Raw genomic sequence first — 22,679 nt, forward strand, 5'->3', positions numbered from 1 at the left:
AAAGCCCCGTTCATGCCGGCCGCGGCCGGGCAGCCGCAGCAAGGCTCCCGTTTGGGCGGAACGTTAGAGGAGGAACCGGAATGATACATCTTCATCAATTGACACTGCGGCGCGAGGAACGCCAAATTTTGCAAGGGGTCGATTTATCGGTCGGAAAAGGCGAGCATTGGGTTATTCTCGGCCGCAACGGTTCGGGCAAGACGTCGCTGCTCGAAATGATGACCGGCTACATGTTTCCCACCTCGGGCACGGTTGACGTGCTGGGCAGCCGCTTCGGCGAATGCGACGTGCGCGAGGTGCGCAAACAGATCGGTTACATCAGCCAGTCGCTCGTCGAGAAGCTGACGCTTTACGATCCGGTATGGGAAGTTATTGCGACCGGGGAATACGGCTTTCTTCGTTTTTACCAGGAGATCGATCCGGAGGTGAAGGCGAAGGCCGTCCGCATGCTCGGACGCGTCGGGCTTGCGCATACGGCCGAGCGGCCGCTTGGCACGCTGTCTCAGGGGGAACGGAAGAAAGCGCTGTTGGCCCGCGCGCTGATGGCGGATCCGAAGCTGCTCATTATGGACGAGCCGTGCGCCGGTCTCGATCTGTACGAACGCGAGAAGCTGCTCGCCGACCTGTGGCCGTTGGCGGAAGACGGGCTGACGCTCGTTTACGTCACGCACCATATCGAGGAAATCGTGCCGGTTTTCACGCACGTCGCGCTCGTTCAGGACGGCCGGATCTCGGCTTCCGGCCCGAAGGAAAACGTCCTTACCGGCGAAACGCTGAGCGCCGCTTACGGCTGCAGCATCGATGTAGAATGGGCGCACGGCCGGCCCTGGATCCGGGTGGCGCCCGAAGGAGCGGGAAGTTGACGCGGCTCATTTGTACGGCAAATCGCGGCTTTTCGGTCTATGCAATGGAGGAGCTGAAGCGGCTGTTTGCCGGCTTCAGCCTGCAATTCCGGCAGCTTGCCGCCGGCGAGATCTTCATGATGGAGGCGGACACGGGACGCGAAGAGGCGCTGCTGGCGATCCGGGGGCGGGAACCGATATTTTTGCGGCATGTGCAGCCGATTGACAAGGCGCTGCCGATCCGGGGCAATGCCGACGATTTGCAGGCGTTGTCGGAGCTGGTGCGCAATGCCCGCCTCCGCGGCGAAGGAAAGACGGTTGCCGTGCATCTGCGCCGCGCCGATGGCACGCGGTATCCGTATTCCGCAGCCGACACGAAAGCCGTTGTCGACGCGGTATTGGCCGAGACCGGAAGCGAGCCGGCCGTCCAGTCGCCGGAGCTCATTTTGTCGCTGTACGCCGGGGAGGAAGAACTGTATGCCGGCTGGGGCACGCCCGAGGAGCAGCTTTCCGACTGGCCCGGAGGCGCGATCCGGTTTCAGCGCGAGGAAGGGCAAATCTCGCGGGCGAAGTTCAAGCTGCTTGAAGCGGAGCGGGCGTTCAAGCTGCATCTTGCCGATTTTCGCAGCGCGCTCGATATCGGTGCGGCCCCCGGCGGCTGGACCTCGCTGCTGCTGGAGCGCGGACTGAAGGTCACGGCGGTCGATCCGGCAGAGCTTCACGCTTCTCTGGCGGGTCATCCCCGGCTGACTTACATGAACAAAAATGCGTCCGAGGTCAAATTTAAGCCGGCTTCCTTCGACCTGCTCGTCTGCGATATGAGCTGGAGCCCGATGCTGATGGTCAAGCTGGTGCTCGAGCTGGAAGCGGCGCTGGCCGGCGGCGCGGCGGCGATTATTACCGTCAAGCTGATGCACAAAAAGCCGCTGCAGACGATTCGCGACGTCATCGCGAAGCTCGAGACGGTTTTTGAGCTCCGCAAAGCGAAGCAGCTGTTTCACAATCGCGATGAAATTACGATATACTTGGTAAAGCGATAACGACAAAACCATTCGGCGCTGCCCTTGGGAAAGCATCCCGGCGGAAGCGGACGCAAGTCCGTTTCTTTCGGGATGCTTTTTTTGTTCGTTTTCCCGGTCAGGCGCCCGGCCCGGGAAGCCCCTGCGAACTTCGGGAGCGCTGTAGAAGGAGGACATCACGAAATGAACGTCAGCAATGATTTTATTGAAGGCGTGTCGTTTGAAATCGGCAGCGTCATCGGCGGCCGCTACCGGATTGCCGGCATGATCGGCCGCGGCGGCATGGGCGAGGTATATGCCGCCGAAGATTTGCGCCTGCAGGGGAAGCTGAGGGCGCTTAAGGTGAACAAGCCGCCGACCGCGGACGGCTTGTACGGAGCGGAGGAGGCGTCGCTGCTGATGCGGCTGAGCCACCCCCGGCTGCCGCAAATCGTCGATTATTTCCCGCCGGGAGCAGGCGGCAGCGAGATGCTGGTGACCGATTACATCGACGGGGTTACGCTGCAGTCCTTTATGGCGTCGCGCGGCGGCGCGCTGCGGCCGGCCGAGGCGCTGGATGCCGCCGTCCAGCTGTGCGACGCGCTGCATTACCTGCACCGGCAGCAGCCGCCGGTCATTCACCGCGACCTGAAGCCGACGAACGTCATGATCGACCGCGCCGGGTATGTGCGCCTGATCGATTTCGGCATCGCCCGGAGCTTCAAGGCGGGGCAGGCGGGCGACACCGTCCAGCTCGGCACGCCGGGCTTCGCCGCCCCGGAGCAGGAAGGAAGGCGGCAGAGCGACGCGCGGACCGACGTGTACGGGCTTGGGGCGCTGCTCGATTATTTGCTGAGCGGGGTGAAAAGGCCGCTCGATGCGGAAGCGCGCCCCGGAAGCGGGAGCCCGGCGTCGCGGCTGCTGCCGCAGACGGCGTCCGTCATCGCGGTCATGACGGACGCCAGACCCGAAGTCCGCTACGCTTCGATGGCGAAGGCGGAGGAAGCGCTTATGGCATGCCTGGAAGCGGAGAAGAAGGCCGAAGCAGCCGGCGGCCGCGCTTCCCGCGGAAGCGGGGGCCTGCACGCAGGCATCGGCGGCCGATCGCGGCTTTCCTCGTCGCCGGCTTCGGGCGAAACGCCGCCCGGTTACAACCGGCCCGATGCGGACGCTTTTCCGAAGCAGCGCCGCATCGCGGTCGCTTCTTTGTCCTCCGGCGCCGGCGCGACGTTCGCCGCCGTTACGCTGGCTCGCCTGCTCGCGGCCCGAGGCATCTCCTGCGCAGCCGTCGAGCATCCGGCCGTGGAGCCGGAATGGCTGGCGCTGCTCGATCTGGCCGGGAAAAAACCGGATGCAGGCGGAGCCGCGGGGCCGCTCGACCCGCGATATATCCGCGTACAAGCCGGCGGAGTGCTGTGGCACGCGCTCCAACCGTCGCAGGAAGCGGCAGGCGCCGACGATGCGCTCAAATTCCGTCTCATGACGGAAGCCTTGAGGCAATCCGTCGTCATTACGGATTTTTCCTCGCGGTGGGTTGAAGAAGCGGCGCGGGAGCAGCTGCTCGGCGCGGACGAGCTGCTGTTTGTCGCCGACCCTTTTCCTTCCAAGTGGACGCCGGTCCGGGTAAGGAAGGCGCAGGCGCTCTCGTTCGAGCGGAGCAAGGCCGGCCTCGCGACCGTCTGGCTCGCGAATAAAGACTGCCGGTTCCGCGGCCGCCCGGAATGGCTGGCTATGCTCCCTTCCAAGCCGTCGGCGGTCGTGCCGCTGCTGCCGCAGGAGCGGTGGCTGGATTTTATTTGGTTGGGACTTTGGGCGACGGACGAACGCGGCTGGATGAATTCGCTGCAAAGCGCGTTCGGACCGCTCGCCGACCGCGTTTTTGCACCGTCTTGACACAATCGGGGAATTCGTATGATACAATGGTACGCGGGCGGCGACTGACGTCGCAGGCCCAAACGATATCTACGAATGAAACGGAGCCAAGGAAACGATGAGTTTATTGACAGTCGAAGAATTATCCCATAATTTTGGAGACCGCACGTTGTTTAAAAACGTCTCGTTCCGCCTCTTGGCGGGCGAGCGCGTCGGGCTTGTCGGCGCGAACGGCGCCGGGAAATCGACGCTGATGAACATTTTGACGGGCAGCCTGCTCAAGGACAGCGGCCGGGTCGAGTGGACGCCGAAAATCCGCTACGGTTATTTGGACCAGCATACGAAGCTCGCGCCTGGCAAAACGATTCGCGACGTGCTGAAGGACGCTTTTCTGCCGCTGCTCGAGCTTGAGAATGAGCTGAACGATATCGCCGGGCAAATGGCGGATGCCGATCCGGACAGGCTCGACGAGCTGCTCGTTCGCATGGGCGAAATCCAGGAGGAGCTGGAAATCGGCGATTTCTATCTCATCGACGTGAAGGTAGAGGAGATGGCGAACGGCCTCGGCTTAAACGCGATCGGTCTTGACCGGGACGTGGCATCGTTAAGCGGCGGCCAGCGGACGAAGGTGCTGCTTGCCAAGCTGCTGCTGGAGAAGCCGACGGTCCTTCTGCTGGACGAGCCGACGAACTACTTGGATGAAGAGCATATCGCGTGGCTGACCCAATATTTGAAATCGTACCCGCATGCATTCATGCTGATTTCTCACGATACCGGCTTCATGAATGAAGTGGTGAACGTCATTTATCATCTCGAATTTGCCAGGCTCACGCGCTATTCGGCGAATTACGAGAAGTTTCTGGAAATGGCGGATATGAACAAAACCCAGCATATCGAAGCTTACGAGAAGCAGAAGGACTATATTAAAAAGCAGGAGGATTTCATCCAGCGCAACAAAGCGCGCGCATCGACGAGCGGACGGGCGAAAAGCCGCGAGAAGCAGCTCGACCGGCTGGAACGGATCGACCGGCCCGAGGAGGCGCCGAAGCCGACGTTCCAGTTCAAGGAAGCGCGCACGAGCGGCAAAACCGTGTTCGAAGCGCAGGGGCTCTCCATCGGATACGACCGGCCGCTGCTTCCGCCGATGGACGTGCTGATCGAGCGCGGCGACAAAATCGCCGTCGTCGGCTGCAACGGCGTCGGCAAGTCGACGCTGCTCAAAACGGTCCTCGGCCTGCTGCAGCCGCTGGCCGGCACGGTTTACCGCGGCGATTACCTGCACCCGGCTTATTTCGAGCAGGAAGCGAAGGCGCCTTCCTTGACGCCGCTCGACGATGTCTGGAACGAATTTTCGAGCATGAACCAGCACGAGGTGCGTGCCGCGCTCGCGCGGTGCGGGCTCAAAAACGAGCATATTACGCGCGCGCTGAACCAGCTGAGCGGCGGCGAGCAGGCCAAGGTGCGCTTATGCAAGCTGATGATGCGGGAGAGCAACTGGATCGCCTTCGACGAACCGACGAACCATCTGGACGTCATAGCCAAGGCTGAGCTGAAAAGGGCGCTGCAGGCGTATAAAGGGACGGTCGTACTCGTTTCCCACGAACCGGAATTTTACGAGGACTGGGTCACGAAAGTGTGGGACGTCGAAGCCTGGTCGATGCGTCGGTAGCGGCAGACAGACGCCCCGCCTTCGCTTGCAAACGGGGGGACGCTTCTTTATGATAAGGTCAGCGGTCGCTTGCCAATTCAGTCATCGGAGGTAGGTGAAGACCATGAAAGAACGCATACTCGTTATTGAAGACGAAGAAAGTATTGCGCGGATTTTGCAGCTTGAGCTGGAGCACGAGGGCTACGTGGTCGGTCGGGCTTCTGACGGCCGCAGCGGCATCGAGCAGGCTTCGTCGGGCGATTGGGATCTCGTGCTGCTCGACGTGATGCTGCCGGAGCTGAACGGGATCGAGGTGCTGCGGCGTCTGCGCCAGGCGGGCAACCCGATTCCGATCATTTTACTGACGGCCCGCGATACGATTCCCGATAAAGTAAGCGGCTTTGAGCACGGCGCCAACGATTACGTGACCAAGCCGTTTGCGATGGAGGAGCTGCTGGCGCGCGTCCGCAATTTGCTGCGCATCTTTCAGGCGCAGCCGCGCGAGGCGGAAAGCGCCGACGTTATCAAAACGGCGGATTTGGCGATCGAGCTGCGCACCCGCAAAGTGTACCGCAAGGATTTGCCGATCGAGCTGACGCCGCGCGAATTCGAGCTGCTCGTCTATTTGGCGGAGCATCGGAACGAAGAAAAATCGCGCGAAGAAATTTTGTCCGAGGTATGGGGCTACGACTTTATCGGCGAGACCAACCTCGTCGATGTCTATATCCGTTATTTGCGCCAGAAAATCGATAAAGGCTTCAGGCATAAACTCATTCATACGGTGCGGGGCGTCGGCTACATGCTGAAGGAGCCGGATGCATGACGCTGCGAAGAAGGTTTACGTTTTTTACGATATTTTGGCTCATTTTCATTTTGATCCTGTTCAACATCTTCGTTTATTTGTTCGTCATCAATATCACGCTTCGGAGCGAGGATCAGCTGATGACGAACAAGGTGAATATTTTGCTCGAGGACAAGCGGATCGACAAGCCGGCGGGGCTGTCGGATCCCGACCTGCTGACCGATTATTATAATGCCAGCGAACTGATGCGGATCGTCTCGCCGGAAGGCAGGGTGCTCAATACGTCCGGCTCCGATCCGCAGCTGCTGGCGCTGAAGCCGGTGTTCAGCGTTCAGCACGATACCGGGATGATCTATATCGACAACCGCCGCGTGCTGTATATGAAAGTGCCTCTATATAACGGTACGCAGGTGATCGGAACGCTGGAGCTGTACCGCATGCTGACGCTGCTGGACAGCTATTTGCGGGTGCTGGTCATCGCACTGACCGTTACCAGCGTCGGGGCGATCATGTTCGCCATTCTCGGGACTTACTGGTTCACGTCGCGCCTGACATCGCCGATTCAGCACATGGTGCAAACGATGCGGGAGATCGACCGGAGCGGCAAGCTGCGAAAAATCGAGCTCGGCGGCAAAGACCAGTCCGCCGAGCTGCTGTCGCTGGCGCGGGCTTTCAATCAAATGATCGACCGGCTCGACCGGACGTTCGAGCGGCAGAAGCAGTTCGTCGCCGACGCTTCGCACGAGCTGAAGACGCCGCTGACCGTCATCAGCAGCTACGCTGGGCTGCTGAACCGCTGGGGGCGGGACGACGAGAATGTGCGCGACGAAGCGATCGAGGCGATTTCGAAAGAATCGGCCCGGCTTCAAAATTTGACGAAATCGATGCTGATGCTGGCCGAAGCCGAGCAGGAGGACTGGCTCAAGCTCGAAACGTTCGATCTTGTCCATCTCGCCGATGAAACGGCCGACATGCTCCATATGACGTTCCACCGGCTCATCCGGGTGCAGGCGCCGAAGACGGATGTCCGGCTAACGGCCGATAAGGAAAAAATCCGGCAGCTGCTCGTCATTTTGCTCGATAATGCCATTAAATACAGCAAAGAAACGATCGACGTGACGCTGTCCGTAAACAAAGGGCTTGTCCGGATGGCGGTGGCGGATAAAGGGATCGGGATTCCGCCCGAAGAAATGCCGCATTTGTTCGAGCGGTTCTTCCGGGTGGACGGCGCGCGCCGGCGGTCGACCGGCGGTGTCGGCCTCGGGCTGTCGATCGCCAAACGGATCGTGGACCTGCACGACGGAAAAATCGACGTATTCAGCAAACCGGACGAAGGCACGACGATCACCGTCACGCTGCCACAAAAAAAATAGCCGGCCGGCCGCGGCGCCCGGCGCGCAGTCCTGCATGAGGACTGCCGGCGGACGCGTTCGCGCCGATCGGCTTGTTGTTCACCGCTTCATGCTGCCTAGCTTGTCCGGTCAGAGGACGCGGCGGGCGGTAATATAACGCTTGCTCCAGTACGAATTGATCGTCGAAAATTTTACGCCGCCTTGACCGTACGTATGAAGCATGCGGTTGTTGCCGGCATAAATGCCGACATGCCCGATTTTTCCGCGCGAATCCGGCGTGGAGAAGAACACCAGGTCGCCTTTTTGCAAATGGCTGCGGGAGACGTATCGGCCTTTGGCCGCCTGCTGCTTCGACAGGCGCGGCAGATGAACGCCGACTTTGCGGAACACATATTGCGTAAACGACGAGCAATCGAAGACGTAGCTGACGCCGGTCGGCGCACCGAATTTATACCGGACGCCCAAATAGTTGTCGCCGATGGCGAGTACGCGCGCGCCGGTTGCGGAAGAGGCCGCCGCTTTCGGGGCATGCCCGAAGGCAGCCGCGGCGGAAAAACCGATCATTGCAGACAGCAGTATAGCCGTAAGTTTACGAAAAAGTTTGTTTTGTGCCATAAGATGTCATAACCTCCTATACGGTAGTCGATTCGGACACCCGATCACTATAACAGAGATTTGCCGTGCCAGCCTTTGGCAAAGGAGGCGCTATGCCAGCGCTCTCAACGGTTTGCATAGAATTATGAGAATTGCATTAGAATCTTCTAATTTAGGAGGAGTGAGGAGATTGACGATAAGGGTTTGTGCGGTTCAGTACAAGCTGGAGGACATCAGTCAATTCGAACAGTTTGCCGCCCAGGCTTCCCATTACGTTCGCAATGCTTCGGAGTACGACGCGCAGTTCGTCCTGTTCCCGGAATTTTTCACCACTCAGCTGCTGTCCGTCCCTGACGGGCAGGGCAATCCGCTCGGCATCGAGCGGCTGCCGGAGTTCACGCCGCGTTACTTGGCGCTGTTCCAGGGGCTGGCCCGGCAGTACGGCATGCATATCGTCGGGGGCACGCACGTCGTCGACGCCGGAGGCGGCAAACGCCAAAATGCGGCACACCTGTTCTATCCCGACGGGCGGATCGCCGTGCAGCCGAAGCTGCATTTGACTCCGACCGAGGTGGAAGCGTGGGACATGACGCCGGGCGAATCGCTGGACGTCTTCGAAACGGAGTTCGGCACCATCGCCATGCTGACCTGCTACGACATCGAATTTCCGGAAATCGTGCGGATGGCGAAGGCAAAAGGGGCGGACATCGTGTTTTGCCCGTCCTGCACGGACGACCGGCACGGCTTCTACCGGGTGCGGTACTGCTGCCATGCCAGAGCGGTCGAGAACCAGGTGTACGTCGTGACGACGGGCACCGTCGGTTCGCTGCGCAGGGTCGATTTTATGCGCGCCAATTTCGGGCAGGCGGCGATTCTATCGCCGAACGATATCCCGTTCCCGCCGGCCGGCATTGTCGCCGAAGGCGTGATCAACGACGACATGCTTGTCGTCGCCGATCTGGACTTGCAGCTGCTTGAGAAAGTAAGGGCCGCCGGTTCCGTGACGACGTGGCGGGACCGCAGAACCGATCTGTATCCGGATTGGAGTTAATCGAGGGGGAGAGCGAGCGTCCGATGCGTAAACAACTGATTGTCTATGTTTCGGGAAAGCCTGTCCCGGCGACGATTCGGAATTATTCGCTTGCGGATGTCGAGGGCATGATCGCCGTGCAGCGGGAATGCTTTCCGCCGCCGTTTCCGTCCGGGCTGTGGTGGAATGAGGATCAGCTGCGCGAGCATGTGACGCGGTTTCCCGAAGGTGCGCTGTGCGCGGAGATCGGAGGACGGCTCGTCGGTTCGATGACCGCTCTCCTGGTTAGTGAAGCGGCGGCCTCCGGAACGCACAGCTGGGAATCGGTGACGGACGGCGGCTACATCCGCAATCATGACCCGAATGGCACGACACTGTATGTGGTGGACCTTTGCGTCGTGCCGGAGTACCGCAAAGCCGGCATCGGCAAATGGCTGATGCAGACGATGTACGAAGTCGTCGTACATCTCGGCCTGAAGCGGCTGCTCGGAGGCGGCCGGATGCCGGGCTACTCCCGATATGCGGGCGAAATGCACAGCACCGCAGTATTTGGACAAGGTCGTGGCTGGAGAGCTGCGCGACCCGGTCGTCTCGTTTCTGCTCGGCTGCGGCCGGATGCCGGTCGGCGTAGCTGCGGACTATTTGCAGGATGAGGAATCGTGCGGCTTCGCCGCGCTGATGGAATGGCGAAATCCGTTTTACGGAGAGTAGTGAAGGAACGGCCCGTAGATGCAGTTTTTGCTCGTTTTGCCGAAAGTACATAGGAGAGAGGGAGAGTTGTCCGTATGGAATATAAGCGCATTCAGTCGATCGACGATCCTTTATTCGCGAGCATGCACCGCATGATGCAAACCGTCTTTCCGCCCGAAGAAGTGCTGGCTTTCGACAAATGGAAGGAGCCGCTGGAAGACCGCGGCATCCAGGTTTACGCCGCGGTTCACGAAGGAGAGGTCGTCGGGGCGACCGAATACCGCTTTTACCCGGATTTGAAGGTCGCGATGACCGACTTCACCATTATCGGCCAACCGGCGCTCGGCATCGGGCGATTCCTGATGCGGAATCGGGAGCGGGATCTCGCGCGGCTGGCCGAGGCGGCCGGGACGGACCGGATCGGGATGTTCGCGGAAATCTACAATCCCGCCAAGACGGAGCATGATTTCGGCGGCGTAACGCCGATGAACCCTTACGTCAGGCGGGAGGTGCTGTCGCATATCGGATACAAGCGGCTCGATTTCCCCTACCTTCATCCGTCGTGGGAAGAAAACGGCGAAGGCGTCGGCGGTCTCGATCTCTGCTTCCTGCCGCAGGATGAAGCGCTCGATCGGCTGCCGGCTTTGCTTGTCACGACGTTTCTCGACCGCTATTATTCGGCATTGCCGGACAAGCCGAAGGAATGGCACGACATGATGGAGCGGCTGCGGCAGCAGGACGATATTGCGTTAAAGCCGATTTGACGCTTGCTTAAGGAGGCGTGGACGCATTGACGACCATTACATTTTGGGGAACCGGCGATTCGATGGGCGTGCCCCGGGTTTATTGCGATTGCGAGGTATGTATGGAAGCGCGCCAAGGCGGGGTTAACCGGCGCTTTCGTTCGCTCGTTCATCTCGACGATCCCGAATTCGGAGACATGCTGATCGACTGCGGACCGGATTGGCGCGGCCAAATGGAGATGGCGAACCGGCGGCGGATCGACCGGATACTGATCACCCACGCGCATTTCGATCACATCGGGGGGCTTGCGGAGTGGGCGGATTTGTGCCGGTGGCGGGAAATGAAGGGCCAGGCGTACGCCATGCCGGAAGTCATCGACGAAATCAACAGCCGCTTTCCGTGGATTCACCGGCAAATCGACTTCATACCGATCCCTTCGGACGGCCGGATTCGTTTCGGCGGCTGGCAGGTGCTGTGCTGGAAAGTGAACCACGGGAAAAACGGGTATGCGTATGCGTTTCGATTCCATCATGAGACGACTGGGCGCGCCTGGGCGTACTGCTCGGATTCGATCGCGCTGCCGGAGGAGCAGCTCGCCCCGCTCCGCGGACTGGATCTTCTCGTGCTCGGGACGAACTTTTACCGTGAGCCGTTTCCGCTGGAAACGAGATCGGTCTATGACGTAACGGAGGCGCTGGACGTGATCGCGTCATGCAAGCCGCGGCGGACAATATTCACCCATTTGTCGCACGATATCGATCTTCGACGCGATTACGGTCTGCCCGAGCGCGTCTCGTTCGCGTCAACCGGCTTGACGGTAACCGTCTGAGCCGATCGCGTTGATGAGGCGCTGCGGCTCAATGCCTCTTCCGGATCTCGGACAACTCGCGGCGCGATGCTTTCCAGCCGCTTGACATCCGGGGTTGTCCCGGGATATGATGGACGTGATTCGATAGGTAAGGGGAAATGTTCATGATTACAGGTGTTCTTAACTCATAATTGGATATTCGGCACGCTCCCGCTTTATTGTAACGGGAGAAGTCTGCGCGATTTGCTTCACTCCATTCCGGCGGCTTCGGAACCGGGATTGGTTTGTTGTACGGATCGCAGTCAACGTGTCGGCCAAGAGTTAAGAACATGACGATTCCCCCTTTATCCATAAACGGGTATAATCGCGTGCTCTTTGAGCACGCTTTTTTTGTTCGATAGGAAAGTTTTGTAAACTTTCGCTATGGATTCGCGGGCTAAGATGCGTTTTGCCGGAATGGCAGGCGTCAGCTTTTTGCCCGCGGACCGGCGCTTCGGGAAAATCACCGGTACCGCTTCCGTACGGGCGAGGCCGGCAATTTCCGAAGTGAACGCCGGCAATCCGTTAACATCGACAGGGCCGGGACGCGCATGCGTTCCGGCCTTTTTTGTATGGATTTTATCGAATCGATTCCGCACGTCAAGGAGGCAAATACAGGTGAACGAAGCAAGCTTTATCAAGCTGGAGTATGACAAAATAAAGAAGCGTCTGGTCGAATATACGGTTTCCGATGCTGGAAGAACGTTGGCGGAACGCCATCGGCCGAGCGGCGACGAGCGGCCGGTGCGAGCCTGGCTGCGCGAAACCGGCGAAGCGGCGCAGCTGTTGGCAACCGGGGCGAGCGTACCGCTGTCGGCGATGGAAGGGATCGAACCGTTCATCGCGCTGCTCGGTAAGGGAAAAATGTATACCGAGGAGGAGCTCGGACGCCTCGCTTCATGGCTGGCTGCGGTTGCCCACATGAAGCGTTACATGGACGCCAAACGGGATACGGCGCCGACGATCAGCGAATACGCCGATTCGATGTCCGACTGTCCCAGTCTGCGCGAGGAACTCGACCGCTGCATCCGGTACGGGGAGCTGACGGATCAGGCAAGTCCGGAGCTTGGCGATATCCGCCGACATCTCGCGGCCGCCGAAGACCGGATCGAGAAAAGGCTGCAGCAGCTGACGGCTAAATATAAATCGGCGCTGCAGGAGCAAATCGTGAGCAAGCGGGCGGGTCATTTCGTCCTCCCGGTCAAGCGCGATCTGCGCAGGCAGGTGCCGGGCACCGTATGGGACGAATCGGCGAGCGGGCAGACGCTGTTCGTCGAACCGGCCGACGTCGCCGGGCTGCAGGCGGAATGGCAGATGTGGAAGGCGGAGGAGGACCGGGAGCGGACAATCGTTTTGTCCCGCCTGTCGGAAATGGCCGAAGCGGAAGGCGAGCGGCTGAAATGGAATTTGGAAGCGATGGCGGCGTTCGATTTTATTTTCGCGCGGGCGAAGCTGTCCCGGTCGTATGACGGCATCGCGCCGGAGCTGCTGGACCGGCCCTATATCCGACTGGTCGGCGCCAGACATCCGCTGCTCGGCGAAGGCTGCGTGCCGCTTGACGTCGAAATCGGCGGCAGCCGCCTCCAGCTGATCGTGACGGGGCCGAATACGGGCGGAAAAACGGTGGCGCTCAAAACGATCGGCCTGCTGGCGCTGATGGCGCAATCCGGCCTGCTCGTCCCGGCGGCGCCGGGAACTGCTTTCGGCTTGTTCCGCCATATTATGGCCGACGTCGGCGACGGGCAGAGCATCGAGCAGTCGCTCAGCACCTTTTCAGCGCATATGGCAAGCATGCGCGAGATACTGGATTCGGCGGACAGCCGCACGCTCGTTCTGCTCGACGAGCTGGCGGCAGGCACGGACCCCGGTGAAGGGATCGCACTCTCGATCGCCATTCTGGAAGAACTGCTGAATCGCGGGTCGGTCGCCGCGGCGACGACCCATTTCAACGAAATCAAGCGGTACGCCGCGCAAACCGAGGGCTGCACGAACGCACGAATGGCGTTTGATGCTGAAACGCTGATGCCGCTGTACAGGCTGGAAATCGGCGAAGCGGGGGAAAGCTATGCGTTTGCGATCGCCCGCCGGTTCGGTTTGCCGGAGCGCGTCGTCGCCCAGGCGGAAGCGCGCATCGCCCGGGTAGGGCAAAGCCGTCAGGAGCCGAGCGTACCGGCAGCGGGCGTCCGGAAGGAACTCCGGCCCCGGGAAGCGGAATTTGTCGCTCCGGACACTCAATCCTCCGCTCGTCGTGACGGAGCCGGCGAACAAGCGACGGAAAATCCGCACTCCGCCGCGCAGCCGGAGCGAACGAAGCATTTTCAGGTCGGAGACTGCGTATGGATTCATCCGCTGAAACGGACCGGCATCGTCTACCGGCCGGCCGACGAGCGCGGAGAGGTCGTCGTGCAGATCCAGGGCCAAAAGCGTCGGTTCAACCGCAAGCGGCTGTCGCTCTACATCGAAGCGGCGAAGCTGTATCCGAGCCAGGATTACGATATGGATATCGTCTTCGACACGAAGGCGAACCGCAAGACGCGCAAGCTGATGGGGCGCAAGTACGTGACCGGTCTGCAGATCGAAACGCCGAATCCGGATGAGCCGGACCGGTAACGTATGGTACCGCCTTGCCGCCGTTCGCGCATCTGCCGTCAGTCCCGGCTTTCGATGACGAGCAGTTCGCCGTCGCGGATGCGCACGATGCCGGTTTCCGCCTCCAGCACGTTGCTGATACCAAGCGACTGGCCGATTTCAAGCGTCGCCTCGCGCAGCGGATAGCGGAACCCCTCCAGCGTAATGCCGGTCACGGACGGTGTGAGCGGAAGCAGCGATACGTACGGGAAACCGGAGGCAGGCAGCGTCAGCTCCTTTGCCGCGAGCCGGATCCGGTTGTGCTCGTCGACAATCATGGCCTCTACGCCGTTACGGGCTGCGGTCCGGAGCAGGTGCACGTTCGCCAGCGAGTGGTCGAACCGCGTGCCGAGCACGCCGAGCAGGAGCACGCTTGCCGGGCGTTTCGTCAACGCGAGGCGGAACGCAAGCTCCGTGTCGGTATAATCTTTGTCGACCGGGTCGCAGTCCAGTGTTTCGCCGCTGCGCAGGCGAATTTCCCGGAGCTGGCCGGGCGAGACCGAATCGAAATCGCCGAGCGCCGTATCGGGCCGCAGACCGTTGTCGATCAAAAATAAGGCGCCGCCGTCGGCTCCGATCAGCACATCGTCCGGCTGCACGGCTTCCAGCGCCCAGGGTCCGAGCCGGCCGCCGGAAAAAATAACGATTCGCGGGTTGTCCATTCTCACGGGTATCAGTCCTTTGCCGATGGAGTCGCTTCTGCCAGTATACTCGTATCGGGCGGGGTTGAACAGAACGCTCTTGCCGATTGTCCCCTCCGCGGCTAAAATGAGATAGGACAAAAATCAGCCCCGTTTTTTGTGCATGAGCGAAGACGGGGAAGCGGGGAGCATCATGGTGTGAACTGGCATATGGACATGGATATTTTTACTTGGCTCAGCATTATCGGCACGATCGCGTTTGCGGTGAGCGGCGCCATCGTCGCCATGGAAGAAGAATACGACATTCTCGGCGTCTTCGTGCTCGGACTCGTGACGGCATTCGGCGGAGGCGTCGTTCGCAATCTGCTGATCGCCGTGCCGATCTCCACGCTGTGGACCCAGGGCATGCTGCTCAAAACGGCGGTCATCGCAATGGCGATCGCGTTTGTGATGCCGGCCAAATGGATCCAGCGCTGGCGCAAAAGCGAAGCGTTTTTCGATGCGATCGGACTGTCGGCGTTTGCGATTCAGGGCGCGCTGTACGCAACGGGCAAGCATCCGCTGAGCGCGGTCATCGTGGCGGCCATGCTGACGGGCATCGGCGGCGGGATGATCCGTGACGTTCTTGCGGGGCGCAAGCCGCTTGTGCTGCGGGACGAAATTTATGCGGTGTGGGCGATGGGCGCCGGCGCGGCAATCGGGCTCGGCTGGTTTCAAACCCCGCTCGAGCTGTTTATCCTGTTTTGTATCGTCATTGTATTTCGCATGCTTTCGGTTCATTATAAGTGGAGATTGCCCCGCCGGTCGCTGAAATTCACGCTGGCGCAATCGGTACACGCCGAAGAGCAGCGGGCGGCGATGCAGGAAAGCGATCAGCCTAAGGAGGGACGCCCGTGATATCCGTATTGTTCGTTTGTCTGGGCAACATATGCCGCTCGCCGATGGCGGAGGCGGTGTTTCGGCATCAAGTGAAGGAGCGGGGGCTGGAGGACCGGATTGCCGCCGATTCCGCCGGTACCGGCGACTGGCACCTGGGCAAGCCGCCGCACGAGGGGACGCGCGCCCTGCTGGATCGGCTCGGCATTTCGTACGAAGGCATTCGCGCCCGGCTGGTGCGGCCCGCCGATTTCGAGTCGTACGACTATATCGTCTGCATGGACAGCGCCAACGAGCGGGATGTGCGCCGGCTGTTCGGCTGCAGGTCCTCGGAGCGGGCGCAAGTTTTGAAATTTATGGATCTGCTGCCGGAGAAAAAGACGGCGGACGTGCCCGACCCTTATTATACCGGCAATTTCGAGGAAGTGTACGAGCTCGTGGACGAAGGCTGCGGGCGGCTGCTGGAGCGGATTTGCAGCGAGCGGCTGAATGAAAGCCGCGTCTAGCCGCCCGGAAAGGCATCCTGTTATGAAATAAAGACCGCACGGTCACAGGCTGGATTGAAGCCGGTTTGACGGGTGCGGTCTTTTGTTTTGCCGTTACGGTTCGGTGCGGAGAAAAGCTTTCAAGGCGTCCGGAATATACTGCTGCCAAAATCCCCATACATGCCGCCCGTCATGCTCGCCGTAACGGACGCCGGCTCCGTTTGACGTCAAGATTTCGTTCATGCTCCGGTTCATGGCGACAAAATCGAATACGCCGCGGTCGGTTTCGAACGCCGTTTCCTGCAGACCGACAATCATGTACACCGACAGCCAGTCCAGCGGGCCGGCCTGCTTCGCGATCCTTTGCGATTCGGGATAATAGGCGCCGGAAAGCGAAATGACGCGGCGGAACAGGTGCGGGAAAGCGAGCGCCAGGTGAAGGGAGACCGTGCCGCCGAGCGAATCGCCGGCCAGCACCCGCTCCGAAGGATCGCGGCGCACGGGATACTTGGCCTCGATAAACGGGACGAGCTCTTCGCCGAAAAAGGCCGCGTACGGCCGATGCCGCTCGCCGTCCGGCGAATATTCCGCGGTTCGCACCTTTTTGTCCACATCTACTCCGACGATGATGCACGGCTCCAGCCCTTCGTCCAATATAAGCCGGCCTGCGATTGTCGCCACCCGTCCGAAGTTGAAAAAATCTTCTCCGTCCTGGCAATAGACGGCCGGATAGCTGAGCAGCTCGTTGTAACCGGGAGGCAAATAGACGCGCAGATTACGGCGGCCCTCCGGAAGATATGCGCTGTCAACCGTTTCTTTTACAATCGTTCGTTTCAGAAAGCGGGCGTCGGTCAAACCAAAAACTCCTTTCGGAAACTGCATGGATTGCGTGCATTGTGGGTAAACAAAAGAAAGGAAACACTGCCGTTATTCGTGCTTTTTCGCCACGTTGTATCACCCTGTTACATAAGATTCTAAGTCCTGTTACATATACAATGCATGAATAATCAAGGGGGAAAACAAGCGAAATCAACGGTTTCTTTCCGATTTGTCTTTGACCGTATCACTTAAACAGGTTTATAATCATTCTATAACAGAGACACGCGGTTTTTCAAATACTCCACCGAGGTGAACGTTAATGAGCAAGGTGATGAGCAAGCTGCCTTACGAGGTTCAATCCGAGCCGGTTCAGCCGTTATCGGTTTTGTCGCTGGAAGGCGACGTTGTCAATCCGGACTTTATGCCGAAGCTGTCGGACGAACAGCTGAAGGAAATTATGTACCGTATGGTGTTCACGCGCACCTGGGACGAGCGCGCCGTCAATCTCGGCCGGCAGGGACGACTCGGTTTCTACGCCCCCGTATCCGGTCAGGAAGCGTCGATGATCGGAAGCGAATATGCCCTGAATAAAGACGATTTCGTTTGCCCGGGCTACCGCGACATGCCGCAAATCGTATGGCACGGGCTTCCGCTGTACCAAGCGTTTCTGTATTCGCGCGGCCATCAGCACGGCGGCCAAATTCCCGAAGGCGTCAACGTTCTTATGCCGCAAATCATTATCGGCGCTCAAATTTTGCATGCGACCGGCATCGCGATGGCGTTCAAGAAAAAAGGCGAGAAGCGCGTGGCCATTACCTATACGGGCGACGGCGGCTCCTCCGAAGGCGATTTCTACGAAGGCATGAACTTTGCCGGCGCATTCAAGCTCCCGGTTATTTATGTCGTGCAAAATAACGGCTATGCGATTACGACGCCTTTTGAGAAGCAAACGGCGGCGCTGTCGATCGCACATAAAGCGGTGGCGGCCGGCATTCGCGGCGTTCAGGTCGACGGCATGGACGTGCTTGCGGTGATCAAAGCGGTGTCCGATGCGGCGGAGCGCGGGCGCAGCGGCGAAGGCGCGACGCTGATCGAAATGCTGACCTACCGTTTCCGTCCGCATTCGATGTCCGACGATACTTCGAAATACCGGACGAAGGACGAAGAAAGCGAATGGGCGCTGAAGGATCCGCTGACGCGCTTCGGCAAGTACCTGGAGAAAAAAGGGCTTTGGACGGACGAGGATACGGCCCGCGTGAAGGAAGAAGCGAAAGCGGCCGTAAACGAGCAGATCAAAAAAGCCGAAGCGGCGGAGAAAATGACGGTCGCGGGACTGATCGATTCGATGTTCGAGCATACGCCGGCCCACCTGGAAGAGCAAAAGGCCGATTTTCAATAATAGTGGCGGGAGGAACCTTCGACAATGGCTCAAATGAATATGAAAGAAGCGATCCGCGACGCGATGCGCGCGGAGCTTAAGAACGATCCGAATGTACTCGTGTTTGGCGAGGACGTGGGGAAGGTCGGCGGCGTATTCCGCGCAACCGAAGGGCTGCAGGGCGAATTCGGAGCGGAGCGCGTTTTCGACACGCCGCTCGCCGAGTCGGCCATCGCCGGCCTTGCGGTCGGTATGGGGACGCAGGGCTTCCGCCCGATAGCCGAGATCCAGTTTGTCGGCTTTATTTACGAAGCGCTCGACCAGATGTTCGTCCAGGCGGCGCGCATGCGTTTCCGTTCCGGCGGCCGCTATCATGCGCCGATCGTGTTCCGCACGCCGTTCGGCGGCGGCGTAAAAGCGGCCGAGCTGCACACCGACTCGCTGGAGGGGCTCGCCATTCAAACGCCGGGCATGAAGGTCATCGTGCCTTCCAATCCGTACGATGCGAAGGGCCTGCTTATCTCTGCGATCCGCGACAACGACCCGGTCTTTTTCATGGAGCATCTGAATTTGTATCACGCGTTCCGCCAGGAAGTGCCGGAGGACGCCTATACGGTGCCGATCGGCAAAGCGAACGTCGTCCGCGAAGGCAGCGACGTCACGATTATCGCATACGGCCTCATGGTTCATACGGCGCTCAAAGCGGCCGACGAGCTGGAGAAGAAAGGCGTCAAGGCGGAAGTGATCGACCTTCGGACGCTGATGCCGCTCGATATCGACACGATCGTCGCCTCGATTCAGAAAACGAACCGGGCGATCGTGGTCCAGGAAGCGCAGAAAACATCGGGCGCGGCGGCGGAAATCATCGCCCAAATCAACGAGAAAGCGATTCTTCATCTGGAAGCTCCGGTTCTTCGCGTGGCGGGCCCGGATACGGTATACCCGTTCGCCCAAATCGAGGACGCATGGCTGCCCGGCCCCGCTCGCATCATGGCGGCCGCCGATAAAGTCGTGAACTTTTAACCCCATCTCTACGAAATGAACGGCAGGGCGCCAAGATGAAGAAGGAGGTCGCGGAAAGTGGCGAAATTTGAGTATCGTTTCCCTGAGCTGGGCGAAGGGCTGCACGAAGGCGAAATTATAAAAATGAATATCCAGCCGGGCCAAACGGTAACGGACGAAGATATCATCATGGAAGTACAGAACGATAAAGCGATTGTGGAAGTGCCGTGTCCCGTAAACGGCAAAGTGCTTGAGGTGCTCGTAAAAGACGGACAAGTATGCCGCGTCGGCGAGCTTGTCGCCGTCATCGACGCCGAAGGGGAGCTGCCGGCCCAGCCGGAAGCGGCCGGCGGCGGACACGATGAGTCGGCATCCGCTCCGGCTCCGGCGGCGGAAGCGCCGAAGGCCGAGCCGGCGGCACCGGCAGCCGCGGAAGCTCCGGCGGCTCCGGCGAAAGCGCAGGGCGGGCTCGTCCTGGCGACGCCAAGCGTGCGCAAATACGCGCGCGAGAAGGGCATCGATATCGGTGCCGTAACCGGTACCGGCAAGAACGGCCGCATCACCCGCGAGGATATCGACGGCTTTGCGGCGGGCGGAGCGCCTGCGGCGGCTGCTCCGGCTCCGGAGAAAGCGGCGGCCGACGCGAAGCCGGCGGCGGCCGCAGCTGTGCCGACCGGCGAACGCGTCGAAGAGCGCGTGCCGTTCAAGGGCATTCGCAAAGTGATCGCAAACGCGATGACCAAGTCGGTGTACACCGCTCCGCACGTAACGCTGATGGACGAGGTCGACGTGACCGAGCTTGTCACGCTCCGTACGAAAGCGAAGCCGCTCGCCGAGAAGAAAGGCGTCAAGCTGACCTACCTGCCGTTCATCGTCAAAGCGCTCGTAGCGGCATGCCGCCAGTTCCCGGTCATGAGCTCGATGCTTGACGAAGAGAAGCAGGAGATCGTATATAAGAAATATTACAACATCGGCATTGCGACCGACACCGAGAACGGGCTGATCGTTCCCGTCATTCACGATGCCGACCGCAAGAGCGTCTGGATGATCGCGGACGAGATCCGGGATCTGGCTACGCGCGGCCGCGACGGCAAGCTCGCCCCGCACGAAATGAAGGGCGGCACGATCAGCATTACGAATATCGGCTCCGCCGGCGGCATGTTTTTCACTCCGGTCATCAACTTCCCGGAGGTCGCGATTCTCGGCACGGGCCGGATCAGCGAGAAGCCGGTCGTACGCGGCGGCGAGATCGTTGCGGCTCCGGTCATGGCGCTGTCACTCAGCTTCGATCACCGTCTCATCGACGGCGCAACGGCGCAAAATTTCCTGAACTATATCAAGCAGCTGCTGGCCGATCCGCAATTGCTGGTTATGGAGGTGTAACCCATGGTCGTAGGCGACGCTTCACTCGATATCGATACGCTGGTCATCGGAGCAGGCCCCGGCGGTTATGTGGCGGCGATACGCGCCGCTCAGCTCGGCCAAAACGTGCTTGTCGTGGATAAACAATACGTCGGCGGCGTATGTTTGAATGTGGGCTGCATTCCTTCCAAAGCGCTGATTTCGGCATCGCATCAATACGAATCGATGACGCACGCTTCCTCGTTCGGCATCACGGCCGGAGACGTGAACGTCGACTGGAGCAAGGTGCAGGCGTTCAAGGACGGCGTGGTCAAAAAGCTGACCGGCGGCGTGGCAACGCTGCTCAAAGCGAACAAAATTCAATATTTCGGCGGCGAAGTCATGTTCATCAACGAGAACGAAGCCCGCGTTTTCAACGAGCATGAGGCACCTCGCTACCGCTTCAAAAACTGCATCATCGCCACCGGCTCCCGGCCGATCGAGCTGAAGGCGTTCCCTTTTGGCGGACGCATCGTTTCGTCGACCGAGGCGCTGTCGCTGCCGGAAATTCCGAAGAGCCTCGTTGTTATCGGCGGGGGATACATCGGCATCGAGCTCGGCCAAATGTACGCCCGTTTCGGCGCAAAGGTGACGATCATCGAAGGCGCGGACACGATTTTGCCCGGCTTCGATACGGATATGTCCTCGCTCGTCGCGCGGAAGCTGAAGGGCGCGGGAGCCGAAATCGTGACCGGCGCGCAGGCGAAAAGCGCGGAGCAGACGGACAGCAGCGTCACGGTGACGTATACCGCCGGCGGCGAAGACAAGCAGGTGACCGCGGATTACCTGCTCGTAACGGTCGGCCGCCGTCCGAACACGGACGGAGAGCTCGGTCTCGACCTGATCAACATGAAATTGACCGACCGCGGGCTGATCGAAATCGACGAGCAGTGCCGCACCAGCATTCCGCATATTTACGCGATCGGCGATATTACGGCCGGTCCCGCGCTCGCGCATAAGGCGATGTACGAAGGCAAAGTCGCAGCCGAAGCGATTGCGGGGATGCCGAGCGTGATCGATTACAAATGCATTCCGCTCGTCGTCTTCTCCGACCCCGAATGCTCGAGCGTCGGCTACAACGAGAAGGAAGCGAAGGAAAAAGGCCACAATGTCAAGGTCGGCCGCTTCCCGTTCAATATTAACGGCCGCGCGCTGTCGCTCGGCGTGAACGAAGGCTTCGTCAAAATCGTGTCCGACGCCGATACGGGGCTTGTGCTCGGCGCGCAAATTGCCGGTATCGAAGCGTCGAACATGATCGCCGAGCTCGGGCTGGCGATCGAAATGGGCGCGACGCTGGAGGATATCGCACTGACGATTCATGCGCATCCGACGCTCGGCGAAATCGTGCTCGATGCCTCCGAGGTGGCGCTTGGTCATCCGATTCACGCGATCGGCAAATAATTTGCCTTGTTATTTTGGTTCAGAGCAAGAGGTCAAGCCCGCTTGAAGCGGCTGGACCTCTTTTGTGCATTTTCCGCCCGGGTTGAAACAAGCCCGAATTTAAAGGGGGCCGCGCACGCATGGCAAAGCAAAGCAAATCCGCAAGCGAATCCCGTTCCACGATGACGCAGCTTATTTTTCCGTCGGATACGAATTACCACGGCACGATGTTCGGCGGCAAGTTGATGGAGTACATGGACAAAATCGCGGCCATTACCGCCATGCGACATGCGCGCGGGCCCGTCGTGACCGCGTCCACTGACAGCCTGGATTTTGTCGCGCCGATCCGGGTCGGAGAGGTAATCGAAGTGGCCGCTGCCGTCACCTGGACGCACAACAGCTCGATGGAAGTGTTCGTCAAGGTTCAATCCGAAAACGTGTATACGGGGGAACGGCGAACGGCGGTCACCGCTTTTTTCACCTTCGTGGCCTTGGACGAGAACGGCAGACCGACGCTCGTGGCGGCTGTCGTCCCGGAAACGGAGGAAGAGAAGACGCTGCACGCAACCGCCCCGGAACGGTATAGCCAGCGAATGGAACGCAAGCAGGACCGAAATCGGGACAGACAAAACGAAGGCTAAATGGTATGA

The 22,679-nt window shown here is 59.9% G+C and carries 20 protein-coding genes and 1 pseudogene; 18 read left to right on the plus strand and 3 right to left on the minus strand.

Going from position 1 to position 22,679, the window contains the following annotated elements; translation table 11 throughout:
• The first annotated feature begins 80 nt into the window (after positions 1–80).
• The 6 genes from PD282_RS10720 to PD282_RS10745 all read left to right on the plus strand — a co-directional run bounded on the left by PD282_RS10720 (position 81) and on the right by PD282_RS10745 (position 7,535).
• Positions 81–863: an ABC transporter ATP-binding protein gene (locus tag PD282_RS10720; protein WP_274650674.1), complete on the plus strand. Its 783-nt coding sequence runs from the start codon at positions 81–83 to the stop codon at positions 861–863.
• Complete coding sequence (locus PD282_RS10725) at positions 860–1,882, plus strand: SAM-dependent methyltransferase (RefSeq protein ID WP_274650675.1); 1,023 nt, start codon at positions 860–862, stop codon at positions 1,880–1,882. The genes PD282_RS10720 and PD282_RS10725 overlap by 4 nt, the downstream gene beginning before the upstream one ends.
• 162 nt (positions 1,883–2,044) lie before the next feature.
• The gene (locus tag PD282_RS10730; protein ID WP_274650676.1) at positions 2,045–3,733 is read left to right on the plus strand and encodes a serine/threonine protein kinase; all 1,689 of its coding nucleotides are present in this window, start codon (positions 2,045–2,047) and stop codon (positions 3,731–3,733) included.
• Between the two features lie 97 nt (positions 3,734–3,830).
• The gene (locus PD282_RS10735; protein ID WP_274650677.1) at positions 3,831–5,381 is read left to right on the plus strand and encodes an ABC-F family ATP-binding cassette domain-containing protein; all 1,551 of its coding nucleotides are present in this window, start codon (positions 3,831–3,833) and stop codon (positions 5,379–5,381) included.
• 103 nt (positions 5,382–5,484) lie between these two features.
• Positions 5,485–6,183 (plus strand): response regulator transcription factor, encoded by a 699-nt coding sequence (locus tag PD282_RS10740; protein ID WP_274650678.1) that lies wholly within the window; start codon positions 5,485–5,487, stop codon positions 6,181–6,183.
• Entirely contained in the window at positions 6,180–7,535 is a 1,356-nt protein-coding gene (locus PD282_RS10745) for a HAMP domain-containing sensor histidine kinase (protein ID WP_274650679.1), read from the plus strand. The genes PD282_RS10740 and PD282_RS10745 overlap by 4 nt, the downstream gene beginning before the upstream one ends.
• Before the next feature lie 108 nt (positions 7,536–7,643).
• Here PD282_RS10745 and PD282_RS10750 read toward each other — a convergent pair whose 3' ends face one another.
• Positions 7,644–8,129 (minus strand): C40 family peptidase, encoded by a 486-nt coding sequence (locus PD282_RS10750; protein WP_274650680.1) that lies wholly within the window; start codon positions 8,127–8,129, stop codon positions 7,644–7,646.
• 169 nt (positions 8,130–8,298) lie between these two features.
• Between PD282_RS10750 and PD282_RS10755 the strand changes: the two genes are divergently transcribed.
• From PD282_RS10755 to PD282_RS10775, 5 genes and pseudogenes are all read left to right on the plus strand, one after another.
• Positions 8,299–9,159, plus strand: coding sequence for a carbon-nitrogen hydrolase family protein (locus PD282_RS10755; protein WP_274650681.1), 861 nt, complete (start codon positions 8,299–8,301; stop codon positions 9,157–9,159).
• Positions 9,160–9,182: 23 nt separating this feature from the next.
• Positions 9,183–9,849, plus strand: a pseudogene (locus tag PD282_RS10760) (GNAT family N-acetyltransferase).
• Positions 9,850–9,923: 74 nt separating this feature from the next.
• On the plus strand, positions 9,924–10,592 hold the full coding sequence (locus PD282_RS10765) for a GNAT family N-acetyltransferase (protein WP_274650682.1): 669 nt from the start codon (positions 9,924–9,926) through the stop codon (positions 10,590–10,592).
• Positions 10,593–10,618: 26 nt separating this feature from the next.
• A complete protein-coding gene (locus tag PD282_RS10770) occupies positions 10,619–11,401 on the plus strand; it encodes an MBL fold metallo-hydrolase (protein ID WP_274650683.1) in 783 nt (260 codons plus the stop codon).
• A 636-nt stretch (positions 11,402–12,037) separates the two neighbouring features.
• The gene (locus PD282_RS10775; RefSeq protein ID WP_274650684.1) at positions 12,038–14,029 is read left to right on the plus strand and encodes an endonuclease MutS2; all 1,992 of its coding nucleotides are present in this window, start codon (positions 12,038–12,040) and stop codon (positions 14,027–14,029) included.
• A gap of 38 nt (positions 14,030–14,067) precedes the next feature.
• Here the strand turns inward: PD282_RS10775 and PD282_RS10780 are convergent, their stop codons facing one another.
• Positions 14,068–14,829, minus strand: coding sequence for a thiamine diphosphokinase (locus PD282_RS10780; protein WP_338045174.1), 762 nt, complete (start codon positions 14,827–14,829; stop codon positions 14,068–14,070).
• 69 nt (positions 14,830–14,898) lie between these two features.
• Here PD282_RS10780 and PD282_RS10785 point away from each other — a divergent pair, with 69 nt between their 5' ends.
• Together PD282_RS10785 and PD282_RS10790 are read left to right on the plus strand one after the other, a co-directional pair.
• Positions 14,899–15,585, plus strand: a complete 687-nt coding sequence (locus PD282_RS10785; RefSeq protein WP_274655157.1) for a trimeric intracellular cation channel family protein — start codon at positions 14,899–14,901, stop codon at positions 15,583–15,585.
• A complete protein-coding gene (locus tag PD282_RS10790) occupies positions 15,582–16,070 on the plus strand; it encodes a low molecular weight protein-tyrosine-phosphatase (protein ID WP_274650685.1) in 489 nt (162 codons plus the stop codon). The genes PD282_RS10785 and PD282_RS10790 overlap by 4 nt, the downstream gene beginning before the upstream one ends.
• Positions 16,071–16,163: 93 nt before the next feature.
• Here PD282_RS10790 and PD282_RS10795 read toward each other — a convergent pair whose 3' ends face one another.
• Positions 16,164–16,904, minus strand: coding sequence for an alpha/beta hydrolase (locus PD282_RS10795; RefSeq protein ID WP_274650686.1), 741 nt, complete (start codon positions 16,902–16,904; stop codon positions 16,164–16,166).
• A gap of 295 nt (positions 16,905–17,199) precedes the next feature.
• Between PD282_RS10795 and pdhA the strand changes: the two genes are divergently transcribed.
• The 5 genes from pdhA (at position 17,200) to PD282_RS10820 (ending at position 22,670) form a co-directional block, all read left to right on the plus strand.
• Entirely contained in the window at positions 17,200–18,267 is a 1,068-nt protein-coding gene (pdhA, locus tag PD282_RS10800) for a pyruvate dehydrogenase (acetyl-transferring) E1 component subunit alpha (protein WP_274655159.1), read from the plus strand.
• A gap of 24 nt (positions 18,268–18,291) precedes the next feature.
• Positions 18,292–19,269: an alpha-ketoacid dehydrogenase subunit beta gene (locus PD282_RS10805; protein WP_274650687.1), complete on the plus strand. Its 978-nt coding sequence runs from the start codon at positions 18,292–18,294 to the stop codon at positions 19,267–19,269.
• 57 nt (positions 19,270–19,326) lie between these two features.
• Positions 19,327–20,631 (plus strand): dihydrolipoamide acetyltransferase family protein, encoded by a 1,305-nt coding sequence (locus PD282_RS10810; protein WP_274650688.1) that lies wholly within the window; start codon positions 19,327–19,329, stop codon positions 20,629–20,631.
• Between the two features lie 3 nt (positions 20,632–20,634).
• Positions 20,635–22,050, plus strand: coding sequence for a dihydrolipoyl dehydrogenase (gene lpdA / locus PD282_RS10815; protein WP_274650689.1), 1,416 nt, complete (start codon positions 20,635–20,637; stop codon positions 22,048–22,050).
• A 119-nt stretch (positions 22,051–22,169) separates the two neighbouring features.
• A complete protein-coding gene (locus tag PD282_RS10820; protein ID WP_274650690.1) occupies positions 22,170–22,670 on the plus strand; it encodes an acyl-CoA thioesterase in 501 nt (166 codons plus the stop codon).
• Positions 22,671–22,679: the final 9 nt, after the last annotated feature.

The organism is Paenibacillus humicola (assembly GCF_028826105.1).
In the GTDB taxonomy this organism is placed as follows: Bacteria; Bacillota; Bacilli; order Paenibacillales; family Paenibacillaceae; genus Paenibacillus_Z; species Paenibacillus_Z humicola.

Bases quoted from the DNA above. Each gene is read 5' to 3' on its own strand.
- PD282_RS10720 (WP_274650674.1), top strand. From the start codon at position 81: ATGATACATCTTCATCAATTGACACTGCGGCGCGAGGAACGCCAAATT.
- PD282_RS10730 (WP_274650676.1), top strand. From the start codon at position 2,045: ATGAACGTCAGCAATGATTTTATTGAAGGCGTGTCGTTTGAAATCGGC.
- PD282_RS10735 (WP_274650677.1), top strand. From the start codon at position 3,831: ATGAGTTTATTGACAGTCGAAGAATTATCCCATAATTTTGGAGACCGC.
- PD282_RS10740 (WP_274650678.1), top strand. From the start codon at position 5,485: ATGAAAGAACGCATACTCGTTATTGAAGACGAAGAAAGTATTGCGCGG.
- PD282_RS10745 (WP_274650679.1), top strand. From the start codon at position 6,180: ATGACGCTGCGAAGAAGGTTTACGTTTTTTACGATATTTTGGCTCATT.
- PD282_RS10750 (WP_274650680.1), bottom strand. From the start codon at position 8,129: ATGGCACAAAACAAACTTTTTCGTAAACTTACGGCTATACTGCTGTCT.
- PD282_RS10765 (WP_274650682.1), top strand. From the start codon at position 9,924: ATGGAATATAAGCGCATTCAGTCGATCGACGATCCTTTATTCGCGAGC.
- PD282_RS10785 (WP_274655157.1), top strand. From the start codon at position 14,899: ATGGACATGGATATTTTTACTTGGCTCAGCATTATCGGCACGATCGCG.
- pdhA (WP_274655159.1), top strand. From the start codon at position 17,200: ATGAGCAAGCTGCCTTACGAGGTTCAATCCGAGCCGGTTCAGCCGTTA.
- PD282_RS10805 (WP_274650687.1), top strand. From the start codon at position 18,292: ATGGCTCAAATGAATATGAAAGAAGCGATCCGCGACGCGATGCGCGCG.
- lpdA (WP_274650689.1), top strand. From the start codon at position 20,635: ATGGTCGTAGGCGACGCTTCACTCGATATCGATACGCTGGTCATCGGA.
- PD282_RS10820 (WP_274650690.1), top strand. From the start codon at position 22,170: ATGGCAAAGCAAAGCAAATCCGCAAGCGAATCCCGTTCCACGATGACG.